Raw genomic sequence first — 13,533 nt, forward strand, 5'->3', positions numbered from 1 at the left:
AAGCGTCGAAGTAGAGATATAGCGTCGACTCTCCTACACTTGGTGTAAAAGGAATTGAGGAATTTTAGATGGCTGAACGTCGTAAATTTTCCCGCGTGGTCTATCGTACGCCTGCGACTCTCCAGCAAAAAGATAGGAGCTGGGAACCAAAATTGCTGGACCTTTCGTTGAAAGGCGCATTGCTTACTACTCCCGCCGGCTGGGGGGAAACCGGTAAGGCTGACGATTACGTTCTGAGTTTTTGTCTAAACGAATCAGACATCACATTAGATATGAAACTCAAGCTGATTCAGGAAAATGATGAATGCCTACACTTTGAAATCGTCCACATCGATATCGACAGTGCGAGCCACCTGAAGCGTTTAGTCGAACTCAATGTGGGTAATGATGATCTGCTTCATCGTGAATTAGCACAACTGACAGATTTAAAAGATACCGTATAATCGCGGTGCTCAATTAAGCGCAAATACATGAAGTAGTAGTAACATGCCCCACAACATTCGAATCGCCGTCTCCCATGCAAATGGCTCTCGCCACTTTGTACTTTCCCCTTGGCTCAAGAAAGTTCTGCTTTCACTGCTTGCTACCCTGATTGTCGGCATATTTGCCAGCATCGCGACTATCTATTATCTGAACCATCGCTCCACGACAGCAGAGGTGACGTTGAAGAACATGACGGAGAAAAGCTCTGCGCTCGTCGGCCAGTTGGAAGATCTCAGACAAAAACGTCAGCAACTTGAGCAGTTGATTGACAACAAAGAAGAGGAATACGCGCAGATCATTGAACACAAAGATAGTCAACTAAGCTACCTGACACAGCGCGTGTCGACGGTGGAAGAAGTGTTGGGTCTGGAAAACGAAGGCGATGAAACTTTGCCTTTGGCGGATCGCTTGGACGTCGCAGCTATTAACTCTGCCGTGCGAGCCACCATGTTACAACTGATCCCGAGTGGTAAACCGATAGAAAGCTATCGCCGCTCTTCTGGCTATGGCTCACGTAAACATCCTGTCACGGGTAACAAGAAGTTTCACCTTGGCTTGGACTTAACAGCGGATATCGGAACGCCCGTTTATGCGCCTGCTGATGGGGTAGTAGAATACAAACGCCCAAGCCGTAAAAAAGGCTATGGCAATATGCTGAAGATTGACCATGCCTTTGGCTTTATGACACTTTACGCGCACCTCGATAAATTCAACGTTGAAACCCGCCAGTTTGTAAAAAAAGGCGATTTAATTGGTTGGTCAGGAAACACAGGGCTTTCAACTGGCCCACACCTGCACTATGAAGTGCGCTTCCTGGGCAGGGCGTTGAACCCCAAACGCTTTATCACCTGGACGCCGGATAACTTCGAGTCTCTGTTCGAAGAAGAGGACAAAGTGAATTGGGCAAGCTTGGTAAAGATCATTGAAAATATGGTTTCAACTCAGGTTCAACTGGCATCCGATGCCGTTGCTCAATCAGGTACTGTCACAGCGAAAAGCCTGGATGATTCTGCGGTCACCATAGCCGCTGCTGAGTAGATAAGGGCAAGATACAAAAAGCGCCAATTCGTATTGGCGCTTTTTGGCTGACGTGTCTGGACACGTTAATCCATTTCATCCAGTACGGTCAGCACTTCAGAAAGCTTGTTCACCCCATAGATTTTCATGCCTGGAATGTCTTTTTTCGGCGCATTCGCTATTGGCACGACAGCGCGCTTAAAGCCGTGCTTGGACGCTTCTGACAAGCGCTCTTGCCCGCTGGGCACAGGGCGAATTTCTCCGGCAAGACCGACCTCGCCGAATACCACTAAATCACGCGGTAATGGACGGTCACGAAAGCTTGAAATCAACGCTAGCAGCAAGGCCAGATCCGCACTGGTTTCGGTGACTTTCACCCCACCGACGACGTTAACGAACACATCCTGATCTGACATTTGCAGGCCACCATGTTTGTGCAGAACCGCAAGCAACAACGCCAATCGGTTTTGCTCAAGGCCGACGGCGACCCGACGCGGGTTGGCAAGCTGACTGTAATCCACCAGCGCTTGAAGCTCGACAAGCAAAGGGCGAGTGCCTTCCCAAAGCACCATCACAGAACTCCCGGACGTCGCTTCCTCGCCACGTGACAGGAAGATAGCTGAAGGGTTGCTCACTTCACGAAGCCCCTGCCCTGTCATCGCAAAAACGCCCAACTCATTGACCGCGCCAAAACGGTTTTTGTGGCTGCGTAGGGTACGGAAACGGCTATCACTGGAACCATCAAGCAATACCGAACAGTCAATACAGTGCTCCAGCACTTTCGGGCCAGCGAGCGTGCCATCTTTGGTCACATGACCGACCATGAAGATAGCGACATTGTGCTGCTTGGCATAGCGGGTCAGGGCTGCAGCAGATTCACGCACCTGAGCCACACTACCCGGCGCAGAAGCGATATCAGCACAATGCATCACCTGAATCGAGTCGATAACCATGATTTTTGGCTGTTCCGTGCGGGCAATCGAACAGATGGTTTCAACGTTGGTTTCCGACAACATCTTGAGGTTGTCTTTCGGTAGCCCCAGTCGCTCAGCGCGCATGGCAACCTGTTGTAGCGATTCTTCGCCGGTCACATACAGCGTCGGCATTTGGCTTGCCAACCAGCACATGGTTTGCAACAAAAGCGTACTTTTACCCGCCCCTGGGTTACCACCAATCAAAATGGCAGCGCCCGGTACAATGCCTCCGCCCAGCACGCGGTCCAGCTCTTTAAATCCGCTGGTAAAACGCGGTACTTCCTGGAGGTCGATAGCGGAAAGTGTCTGAACTTTAGCTTCTGTCGCACCGGCATAACCGGCATATTTTTCTGTGCGAGCCACCGTCGGTGAAGCGGCCAAACGTACTTCAGTGATCGTGTTCCAAGACCCACAGGCTGTGCATTGTCCCTGCCAACGCGGGTAGTCCGCACCGCAGTCATTACACACGTAAGCACGTTTTGTTTTCGCCATGATTGCTCCTGTTACCAATTTTTACATGTATCGCTTGCAAGTATGCACATAAGTTCACGCCCAGGAAGAGAAAAAAGGTACACTAAGGGCACAATTTGCCGATACGTATTCTGTACTCTTAGTTTCAGGATTCTACCAGACTTTATCGAGATGAAGGACCACGACAAGGCGCTGTTCGATCAGCTACTCCCCCTTTATGAGCAAGACGCTTTTGATGCGGTTCTTGCCGAGCTCACTCCTGATGACAACGCTTCCGAACGGCTGATCACCAAAATGGAAGTGCGGCGCCTCATGTCTCCTTGCAGTAAGCCAGTTGATCTTCGTGGCAAAGTCGTTGGCGACTGCCGTCGCTACTTCCTACACGATGTCAATCACTGGATGGACGATGTAGCCATTAACCTGTATCACCGCCGTGTGGATATCTATCAAGGCAAGATGACTGTTGGCCTTTGGGAAGACCTACATAACACCCATAATAGCTACCGGGTATTGCAACGCCAAGGCGATGTCCGTGCGATGGAATCACCTGATACTGTTGACGCCGTGCCAATCCGTTTTGGTCACTACCTATCGAGAAGTGAAAACCGTATCCATCTTTCTACCCGCATTCAGGCTTTCTTGCCTGATGGTACGGAAGTGAATGGTTCGACCATCGATATTTCCAATTCAGGTATGCAGGTCAAACTACCCTCTTCGTTCCGGTATGAAGCAGGTTCAACGCTGGTCATTTACTTCCCGCAGTTGGGCGACGAATGCCAGCTTGCTGAGCTTTTTAGTGGCCTGAACTATCGTGTGGTGGGTGTTGAGCTCAACCTGAATGCAGACAACTTTCAGCGCCTGCGACTTCGGTTGATGAGCAGCACAGATGTCATCAAAGAAGCAATCGAAATTAAGTCCAGAAAGCACAATTTAACTTCCAAAACGGAAAACGAAGACAAGTTCCTGTCTACCCGTTCCCGCGCATATGAGCAGGTTTTCCTTGAGCAAACGCCCTCACTGCCACTTTTTTTCTGTGGTAACAAGCTAAGATACAGCCTGCTAACAGAGCAAAACAAGGAACTTTGGGACTACTGGCATGATGAGCGAAATCAGCCGGTGATCGACAAGCTGTTTTCAGCAAAGCGTCTGCAGTACCTGGCACTTGAAGGCTTAACCAACAGCGAAACTCTGGTTTATTGCTTCAACCACCAGCAGGGTGAGAAAACCTACTTCTTCTCCGCCTGTCCAACAGAGCTTGATGCAGCGCTTCGCCACTTGTTTTGGCATGTGGGCAGCTCACGCCCTTCCTGGCGCGTACTTCGCGTCACTATGGCAAAGATCAGCGAAGAAGATGCGCGCCGATTGCAGGAAGTCTCCCCGGCCTACATCCAGCAGATTGATGAGCTGACCCATATCGCGACTATTCAGGATTTAACACTTTCCCACATCAGTGGTGATTTTCGTATTCCCATCAAGCCCAAGCATCCGGTTAAGCAACTCAATCAGTTTGCCCACCCGCGTGATCCCATCCTACCTGTGGAGGCGGTACCTTCCGTATTAGCCCCTCAACGTAAGGAGCCGCGTTATCAGCACAAAACCAAAACCACTCTGGTGCACCATCTAAGCGGCGAATTGCAAGGGCGGACCATCGACTTTTCCACTCAGGGACTGAATGTGGTGTTGGATAAGCCGTTCACAGGCAGTAAACAGCAGGAAGTCGCAATCACCTTCACCGATCTAACGCGCGTTGACCCCAAAGCTCCGCTCGGTAATGTGCCTTACAAAGTGGTACAAATCAGTGAAGACAGGACCAACATCAAGCTGGCACTGTTGAAAGACAGACACAGCAAGCAATGTAGCCATTACTTGCAGCGTCTGATTGAGCACAATCAGCATAAGCTTCTGCTCGACAGCGAAAGGCTACCGGATGCGCCCCTACTGCATGCCATGCATAAAATGCTGCTAACCCGTCTGTCTGCAACGCCATATTTCATTGTACGCCGGGGCGAAACGCTTCAGGTGTCTGCGATTGGCGAGAGCTTAACGGGTAATGAGCTCAGCCGACTGCTACAGAAAAATGCTGGCTCAGACATGTTGTCACTGCGCTCAGTGATTGGTGATCACCTATCAAAATACGCGAACCCAGTCACCCGCCACCGTAACCGTGAAGCACAGGTTCGTCATGAGTTCTATATATCAGCAACGATCACAGATGGTGCCATCGTTGACATCACATCCCGACCCTTGGAAAGCTTCGGCTCGCCAGAAGAACGCAAGATGTTTATCTCACAGGCCAGAAGGCGTGGTAAGTTCTTCGCAGTCAGAAACTGGCTACAACCGATTGATGATGGTATTCAATGGCTTGCACCAGAAACACTCGAATCACTACTGTCTCTTTCAACCCTTCGGGCAAGACAGTTGGAAATGGAGTTTGCCGATCTGTGTGCATACGGTGAAATGAGTGATATTACGGATGAAGTGTTAAGGCGTCTGGAAATTGGTGGTTGAACCAAGACACAACAGCAGAAAAATAGAAATAAGGGATGTCAAATGACATCCCTTTCTCATTTTCTCTAACGGTTTACCAGCTCAAGCGTTGCGGTAACAGAGATGCAGAAAGCACACACAACACCCCTCCCAAGTCTGCATGGCGAATAGCAACTTGCGCTGCTTGTTGTACTTTCGGCTTTGCGTGGTAAGCAATACCAAGGCCTGCAGCAGACATCATCACCAAATCATTCGCACCATCACCGACGGCCAAAGTATTGGCCGGCATCAGCTCGTAGCTTTCAGCCAAATCAAGCAGGATATCTGCTTTGCGCTGTGCATCGACCACTGAGCCTGCCACTTCACCGGTCAGTTTACCGTTCTCAATCACCAATTGGTTTGATTCGGCATAGGCAAGCGACAAATCCTCTTTCAGCTTATCTGAGAACCAGGTAAAGCCACCGGACGCAATCGCCACTTTCCATCCACGCGCCTGCAAAGATGCGGTCAGTTGCTTCATGCCCGGCATATAAGGAATATTGTCACGCACTTGCTCAAGCACCGACACATCCGTGCCTTTCAGCGTCGCAACACGTTGACGCAGGCTCTCTTCAAAGTCGAGTTCGCCACGCATTGCTCGTTCAGTCACTTCCGCCACTTGCTCACCGACCCCTGCCAGCTTAGCAATTTCATCAATACACTCAATCTGAATCGCAGTTGAGTCCATATCAAACAACGCCAGACCTGGCTCGTAGAGGTTTGGAATGTTCTCTAGTGAAGCACAATCCAGCGCCAGAGCATCACACAGTTTTACGACCTCTGGCGTGAGTTCTCCGCGCATCAGCAATACTTCGTAAGGGCCAACGGTCCAACCTGTCAGCGGGAATACCCGCTCACCGAGCAGAAAGGAAAGATCATCCAAAGAACCTGGGCTGATATGAAGCCCATACAGAATCCAGCCTGCCTGGCGACTGTCGGAAGGGCGAAATTCTCGGATAGAAGGGAAACGGTTGAGCAGCTTAACGTGTTTTTTTATCGGATAGGCTGAAAATGCATCCATTGCATATATTCCTTTTAGTCAGTTATCCCTACTATATCAAAGAGTGCGGCAGATCACAGCAAGGCGCTGAACAGTCAGCAGCTTGCTTTTTTCCAGTCAGAACAGCAAACTGAATCAGTGAGTGTTCTCCCCACTCCATTTGTTGCGGTAACACGTTGAACACCGCCTTAGCTTGGACAGCTTATGCTTCAAATAAATACAAAACGCCTAAAAAGGCTTTGGCAGTTTATTGTTGTGGTTGCCTGTTTTACCACGGTAATGATGCTGTTTATGTACAGCAATCAACTGAACAACCGCAATTACAAAATGCTCTATGACCAGACAGAGTCCTTGTCCCGCGTTATTCTCCGTCAGGCGGCAGCATCCGCTAATAAAGCGCTTGCGAATGATGACATGGAAGCCGTGCAACAATTGGTGAACAACCTAAAGAACGAACCGCTGATCCTTGATGCCGCTGTTTATGATGTGAAAGGGAATTTGGTGGCAAGCTCACTGGGAGCAATGCCTTTAGAGCAACTCACCGGCCTCAATACCCCACTTTCAGTAGCGAGTATTGGCAGGCAGCAACTCGTGGAACCCATTGCTGAAGATGGTCATATGTCGGGCTTTGTGCGCATCACGCTCGAGCATGGGCAGGTGATTAAGGCTGCATCAAACCGGCTGGAACAAAGCATCAACCTAGTGCGCGCCATGATTTTGGTAGCCATTGCTACAGGTGCCCTGCTGATCTTCACCTTTGCTAACCGCAAGGATTTATGGCGCTCGACGTTTTTGTTGAAGAGTAACGACTAGTAGAACGAGAGCGGTCCAAAAGCCAACAGCCCCTGGGCGCGTTTTCCCTGAACGCAAAAAGGATGGCCGAAGCCATCCTTTTTCATTTTGGTCTGTTAGCAGAACTTACGCTTCTTCAGCGTCACCCAGCAGTACAGATTCCAGTGCGATTTCAATCATTTCGTTGAACGTGGTTTGACGTTCGTCGGAAGTGGTTTGCTCGCCGGTCTTGATGTGATCAGACACGGTGCAGATAGTCAGTGCTTTCGCGCCGAACTCTGCTGCTACGCCGTAGATACCTGCAGCTTCCATTTCCACACCCAGGATACCGTACTTCGCCATGGTGTCGAAGAAGTCTGGTTCTGGCGAGTAGAACAGGTCTGCAGAGAAAATATTACCTACACGAACGTTAATGCCTTTTGCTTTCGCTGCATCAACCGCATTACGGGTCATCTCGAAGTCTGCAATGGCAGCGAAGTCGTGACCGTTGAAACGAGTGCGGTTGATTTTCGCATCAGTAGACGCGCCCACACCGATGATAACTTCACGCAGTTTTACGTCTTCACGCACTGCACCACAGCTACCTACACGGATGATTTTCTTCACGCCGAAGTCTTTGATTAGCTCAGTCGCGTAAATTGAGCATGATGGGATACCCATACCGTGGCCCATGACAGAGATCTTGCGGCCTTTGTAGGTACCGGTGAAACCGAACATGTTGCGAACGTCACAAACTTGCTTCACGTCTTCCAGGAAGGTTTCTGCAATATATTTTGCGCGCAGCGGGTCGCCCGGCATCAGAACTACATCTGCAAAATCACCCATTTCGGCATTGATATGTGGAGTTGCCATTTTCTATTTCCTTTTGATCAAATTTCGGACTCAACCGATGCTAATCGGGTCACAGCACGTACTAAAAGTTTGGGCTGTGACCGGAATTCAAAGTGGATTACAGGAAAGACTTTCCGTATTCCATGTCTGAAGTACCGAAGTACTTCGCCAGAGACTGACCGATGTCTGCGAAGGTGTCGCGGCGACCCAGTGATCCAGCGGCTATGTGCTTACCATAAACCAGCACTGGAATGTGCTCGCGGGTGTGATCTGAGCCTTCCCAGGTAGGGTCACAACCGTGGTCAGCAGTCAGGATCAAAACATCATCTTCTTTCAGCATTTCGAGGATTTCAGGCAAACGCTTGTCGAAATACTCCAGTGCTGCAGCATAGCCTGCCACGTTACGACGGTGACCGTAGTGAGAGTCAAAGTCCACGAAGTTGGTGAAGATGATGCTGTTGTCACCTTCTTGGTTCATCGCATCTTTAGTTGCATTGAACAGGGCTTCCAAACCGGTCGCTTTCACTTTCTTGGTGATGCCAACGTGCGCGTAGATATCTGCAATCTTACCGATAGACATAACCTCACCGCCTTTCTCATCAACCAGCTTTTGCAGCACGGTCGCTGAAGGCGGCTCAACAGACAGGTCACGGCGATTACCGGTACGCTCAAACTGGCCTTTACCCGACCCGATGAACGGACGCGCGATAACACGGCCAATGTTGTAGTCTTCCAGCTCTTCGCGGGCGATCTGGCAAAGTTCCAGTAGACGATCCAGACCGAAGGTTTCTTCATGACACGCGATTTGGAATACCGAGTCCGCAGAGGTGTAGAAAATTGGCAAGCCAGTTTTCATGTGCTCTTCACCCAGGTCATCAAGGATCTGCGTGCCTGATGCATGGCAATTACCCAGATAATCCGGCAAACCTGCGCGTGCAAGAATGCGGTCAGTCAGCTCTTTGGGGAAGCTGTTTTCTTTGTCAGTGAAGTAGCCCCAGTCAAACAATACAGGTACACCGGCAATTTCCCAATGACCTGAAGGGGTGTCTTTACCGGAAGACAGTTCAGCCGCATGACCGTATGCACCGATAATTTCTGCGTTTGGATCCAGACCTTCAGGGAAGTAGCCTGATGATTCTTCACACGCTTTGCCCAAACCCAGTGCATTGAGGTTTGGCAGCGTGAGTGGACCTTGTCGGTCATCATTGTTCGCGTTACCCGCCGCACACGCTTTCGCAATAGAGCCCAGGGTGTTCGCGCCCACATCACCAAACTTGTGAGCATCTTCGGTTGCACCGATCCCGAAGGAATCCAGTACCAAAATAATCGCGCGTTTCATGATCGCCTCCTTAGACGTCTTGTGGGCCAATCTGGCGGTAAACTTCAGGGGTCGCTTCTGGCGCTTCGTCTTCGATGCGCATGGCAGCCTGAAATGCTGCAGCTGCTTGTTGCCATGCAGCTTCATTCTTGGCATGTACTACCGCCAATGGCGTGGTGCTGTCAGCTTGCATACCCAGACGGATAACATCGCTAAAGCCCACTGAATAATCGATCGTATCACTTGCAACACGGCGTCCACCGCCAAGGCCAACGACAGCCATGCCAATCGCGCGGGTGTCCATCGCTGATACAAAACCAGCACGGCTTGCAAACACAGGTTTCACGACGTTTGCCGCTGCCAGATACTTACTATAGTTCTCAACGAAATCGAGCGGACCACCCAAACCAGCTACCATTTTGCCAAAGCACTCTGCTGCCTTGCCGTTGTCCAGTACGGTTTGCAGTTTGTTCATGGCATCGTCTTTGTCTTTCGCCAGACTACTGATGATCAGCATTTCAGCACAAAGGGCCAAGGTGACGGCATACAGGTGAGGGTTACGATATTCACCTGTCAGGAACTGAACCGCTTCTTTCACTTCCAGTGCGTTACCTGCACTTGAAGCCAATACCTGATTCATGTCGGTGAGCAGTGAGCTAGTGCGGGTACCCGCGCCATTGGCAACTGCCACGATCGATTTCGCCAGTTCTTCTGATTTCTCATAGGTAGGCATAAAGGCGCCAGAGCCTACTTTTACATCCATCACCAGCGATTCTAGACCTGCCGCCAGTTTCTTCGACAGGATAGACGCGGTGATCAGAGAAATATTGTCGACAGTCGCTGTCACATCGCGGGTTGCGTATACACGCTTGTCCGCGGGTGCCAAATCACCGGTTTGGCCGATGATCGCCACACCTGCCTCTTTGGTCACCTTACCGAAAACATCATTGTTCGGCGTGATGTTATAACCCGGAATCGCTTCCAGTTTGTCCAGCGTACCACCGGTATGACCCAGACCACGGCCTGAAATCATAGGTACGTAACCACCACATGCAGCCACCATAGGGCCAAGCATCAGGGAGGTCACATCACCCACACCGCCGGTACTGTGTTTATCGACGATGGGGCCTTCAAAATTCATGTGTGACCAGTCAATCACCATGCCGGAGTCACGCATGGCACAGGTCAGTGCGACACGTTCGTCCATGGTCATGTCATTGAAGTACACTGCCATGGCAAATGCCGCGATCTGTCCTTCAGAAACAGTCTCTTTTGCAATGCCCTGGATAAAGAAATTAATTTCTTCAGAAGTCAGCGTAATGTTGTCACGCTTCTTCCGAATGATTTCTTGGGGAAGGTACATAATCGACCTCACGTACTGGGTGTCAAAAACAGGAGGAGCCAAAATCGCCAGCTCCCCAACAGAAGGGCTTAGTAGCCGCCTTCTGCCGCTTTTTCGCCTTCACCCAGCGTGTGAAGCAGGTTCGCCAGTAAGCTTGATGCACCAAAACGGTAGTGTGCGTTGTCAGCCCACTCGCCACCCAGGATACGGTCAGCCATCGCCAGGTATTCCGCTGCATCTTCAGCAGTACGCACGCCGCCAGCAGGCTTGAAGCCAACTTTGTCTGCAACGCCCATCTCTTTGATCACAGTCAGCATGATTTCTGCTGATTCTGGTGTCGCGTTCACTGGCACTTTACCGGTAGAAGTCTTTATAAAGTCTGCGCCCGCTTCAATAGAGATTTCTGATGCACGCTTGATCAGTGCGGCATCTTTCAGCTCACCGGTTTCGATGATCACTTTCAGCGTCACGTCACCACAGGCTGCTTTACATTGCTTAACCAGCTCAAAACCGATTTTCTCATCACCTGCGACCAGCGTGCGGTATGGGAACACAACGTCAACTTCGTCGGCACCGTAAGCCACAGCCGCTTTGGTTTCAGCCACTGCGATTTCGATGTCGTCGTTACCGTGTGGGAAGTTAGTCACGGTTGCGATTTTGATTTCAGGTGTGCCTTGCTCGCGAAGTTGTTTCTTCGCCACAGGGATAAAACGTGGGTAGATGCAGATAGCAGCAGTGTTCCCCACTGGGGTTTTCGCGCTCTTACAAAGTTCGATCACTTTCGAATCTGTGTCATCGTCGTTCAGGGTGGTCAAATCCATCAGTTTCAGGGCACGAAGAGCTGCTGCTTTTAGATCGCTCATGACTTTCTCCAGTCGTAAATATTCAAAACCAAGTAACAAACTACGCGAGGCAATGCTCGGCATAATCTGATGAGCGGACTTGGCTCCTTGAAGTTTGGCGCGCTGCATGGTCAGCGCCAATCAACATTCCGTGTTGGCCGCACACCCTATGGCATTCTGCCGGGTGTCTGCCTGTCTCATCGTGCTTCAAGTTTTTTACACGTTGGGGCAGGTTTGATGTCTCACCTTTCCGCTGTCTGTGAAACAGTAGTGAAACTAATGAAAGACTACTTCTGAAACTTTGACAGCGTTCACCAATTTTACCAATCTTCCTTTGGTTACACTAGGTGTTACCTGTTTCTGTTGAAAAACACTTTGTTGCTGATGGTGCAAACCTGAGCGGACATTTTTCGGTGTTACTGGCATCACTATAAGTGGCGATTAAGCATCACTTTGTCTTATTCCTGACGAATGGGCTCCCGAAGCTCCAGGCATAAAAAAACCACCTCACAAGGAGGCGGTTTTCGAATCTCTTTACTTGCTGATTACAGCGCAGCCAGCGTCAGGAAGAAACCAGCGATAGTTGCACTCATCAGGTTAGACAGAGTACCTGCACATACTGCTTTCACACCGAAACGCGCAATGTCGTGACGACGGGTTGGCGCGATGCTGCCCAGACCGCCCAGCAGGATTGCGATAGACGACAGGTTAGCGAAGCCACACAGTGCGAACGAAATGATTGCTGCAGTCTTCTCAGACAGGTCACCGATGATTGGGGTGAAGTTCAGGTATGCAACGAATTCGTTAACAACAATCTTCTGACCGATGAATGAACCCGCGATGTCAGCTTCTGCCCATGGAACACCAATCAGGAATGCCAGTGGTGCGAACACTTTACCCAGAATCCACTCCAGTGTCAGGCCTTCGATACCGAACCAACCACCGATGCCAGACAGCATGCCGTTGATCAGCGCAATCAGACCGATGAATGCTAGCAGCATTGCACCGATGTTTAGTGCCAGTTGCATGCCAGAAGACGCACCGCCCGCTGCTGCGTCGATAACGTTTGCAGGCTTGTCTTCGTCTTCGTCACCGTCTTGACTTAATTGCTCGATTGGCTCGTCAGTTTCTGGCTTGATGATTTTTGCGAACAGAAGACCGCCAGGTGCCGCCATGAAAGATGCTGCAATCAGATATTCCAGAGGTACACCCATTGCAGCATAACCTGCCAGTACACCACCGGCTACAGATGCTAGACCACCACACATGACTGCGAACAGTTCAGACTGGGTCATTTTTGGCACGTAAGGACGTACAACCAGAGGTGCTTCAGTCTGACCTACGAAGATGTTCGCCGTTGCAGACATTGATTCCGCATGAGAAGTACCCAGTACTTTACGCAACGCACCACCCAGAATACGGATAACAAACTGCATGATACCCAGGTAGTACAGCACGCTGATCAGCGCTGAGAAGAATACAACAGTAGGCAGAACCTGGAACGCAAAGATAAAACCGATACCGTCAACTGAAAAGTTAACCAAGCTACCGAACAGGAAGCCTATACCGTCTTTACCGTAGTTGATCACGTTCTGTACAGCATTGGACATGCCGTTCAGGATCGCTTGGCCCGCAGGGACAAATAAGATGAAACCACCCAGAACAAACTGGATAGCAAACGCACCGCCCACGGTACGCAGGTTGATCGCTTTGCGGTTGTCAGATAGCAGTACTGCAATACCAAGCAGTACAACCATCCCTACAATGCTCATAATCAGGCTCATAAAAGGGTTCCTAAAAAAGTCTTGGCGTCTCGACAAATTGGGAGTGTTATTCCGGCGGCGATTATACGCATTGGCTGGGGACCAAAGGAATGCATAAGTCACACTTGAAGTGAAAAATTCGGTGAAATTCACTCAAAAAGGTGACGAAGCTCA

Annotated in this window: 12 protein-coding genes; 5 read left to right on the forward strand and 7 right to left on the reverse strand. The window is 50.2% G+C overall.

Going from position 1 to position 13,533, the window contains the following annotated elements; genetic code table 11:
• Window positions 1-68: 68 nt before the first annotated feature.
• Window positions 69-443 (forward strand): PilZ domain-containing protein, encoded by a 375-nt coding sequence (locus VP504_RS07965; RefSeq protein ID WP_325893758.1) that lies wholly within the window; start codon window positions 69-71, stop codon window positions 441-443.
• 43 nt (window positions 444-486) lie between these two features.
• The gene (locus VP504_RS07970; RefSeq protein WP_325893759.1) at window positions 487-1,521 is read left to right on the forward strand and encodes a M23 family metallopeptidase; all 1,035 of its coding nucleotides are present in this window, start codon (window positions 487-489) and stop codon (window positions 1,519-1,521) included.
• A 65-nt stretch (window positions 1,522-1,586) separates the two neighbouring features.
• On the opposite strand, the gene radA is transcribed toward VP504_RS07970, so the two are convergent.
• A complete protein-coding gene (gene radA, locus VP504_RS07975; protein WP_325893760.1) occupies window positions 1,587-2,966 on the reverse strand; it encodes a DNA repair protein RadA in 1,380 nt (459 codons plus the stop codon).
• 150 nt (window positions 2,967-3,116) lie between these two features.
• Between radA and VP504_RS07980 the strand changes: the two genes are divergently transcribed.
• The gene (locus VP504_RS07980; RefSeq protein WP_325893761.1) at window positions 3,117-5,453 is read left to right on the forward strand and encodes a PilZ domain-containing protein; all 2,337 of its coding nucleotides are present in this window, start codon (window positions 3,117-3,119) and stop codon (window positions 5,451-5,453) included.
• A gap of 73 nt (window positions 5,454-5,526) precedes the next feature.
• On the opposite strand, the gene serB is transcribed toward VP504_RS07980, so the two are convergent.
• Window positions 5,527-6,492, reverse strand: a complete 966-nt coding sequence (serB, locus tag VP504_RS07985) for a phosphoserine phosphatase (RefSeq protein WP_325893762.1) — start codon at window positions 6,490-6,492, stop codon at window positions 5,527-5,529.
• A gap of 183 nt (window positions 6,493-6,675) precedes the next feature.
• Here serB and VP504_RS07990 point away from each other — a divergent pair, with 183 nt between their 5' ends.
• Complete coding sequence (locus VP504_RS07990) at window positions 6,676-7,284, forward strand: YtjB family periplasmic protein (RefSeq protein ID WP_325893763.1); 609 nt, start codon at window positions 6,676-6,678, stop codon at window positions 7,282-7,284.
• A gap of 105 nt (window positions 7,285-7,389) precedes the next feature.
• Here the strand turns inward: VP504_RS07990 and deoD are convergent, their stop codons facing one another.
• From deoD to deoC, 4 genes are all read right to left on the reverse strand, one after another.
• Complete coding sequence (gene deoD / locus VP504_RS07995) at window positions 7,390-8,115, reverse strand: purine-nucleoside phosphorylase (protein WP_002538934.1); 726 nt, start codon at window positions 8,113-8,115, stop codon at window positions 7,390-7,392.
• A 97-nt stretch (window positions 8,116-8,212) separates the two neighbouring features.
• Window positions 8,213-9,433 (reverse strand): phosphopentomutase, encoded by a 1,221-nt coding sequence (locus VP504_RS08000; RefSeq protein ID WP_325893764.1) that lies wholly within the window; start codon window positions 9,431-9,433, stop codon window positions 8,213-8,215.
• A gap of 10 nt (window positions 9,434-9,443) precedes the next feature.
• Window positions 9,444-10,775, reverse strand: coding sequence for a thymidine phosphorylase (deoA, locus tag VP504_RS08005; RefSeq protein WP_325893765.1), 1,332 nt, complete (start codon window positions 10,773-10,775; stop codon window positions 9,444-9,446).
• A gap of 68 nt (window positions 10,776-10,843) precedes the next feature.
• The gene (gene deoC / locus VP504_RS08010) at window positions 10,844-11,617 is read right to left on the reverse strand and encodes a deoxyribose-phosphate aldolase (protein ID WP_325893766.1); all 774 of its coding nucleotides are present in this window, start codon (window positions 11,615-11,617) and stop codon (window positions 10,844-10,846) included.
• A 69-nt stretch (window positions 11,618-11,686) separates the two neighbouring features.
• Between deoC and VP504_RS08015 the strand changes: the two genes are divergently transcribed.
• Window positions 11,687-11,893, forward strand: coding sequence for a hypothetical protein (locus VP504_RS08015; protein ID WP_325893767.1), 207 nt, complete (start codon window positions 11,687-11,689; stop codon window positions 11,891-11,893).
• A gap of 248 nt (window positions 11,894-12,141) precedes the next feature.
• Here the strand turns inward: VP504_RS08015 and VP504_RS08020 are convergent, their stop codons facing one another.
• Entirely contained in the window at window positions 12,142-13,380 is a 1,239-nt protein-coding gene (locus VP504_RS08020) for a NupC/NupG family nucleoside CNT transporter (protein WP_325893768.1), read from the reverse strand.
• Between the last annotated feature and the right edge of the window lie 153 nt (window positions 13,381-13,533).

Source organism: Grimontia sp. NTOU-MAR1, from assembly GCF_035758505.1.
GTDB classification, from domain to species: Bacteria; Pseudomonadota; Gammaproteobacteria; order Enterobacterales; family Vibrionaceae; genus Enterovibrio; species Enterovibrio marinus.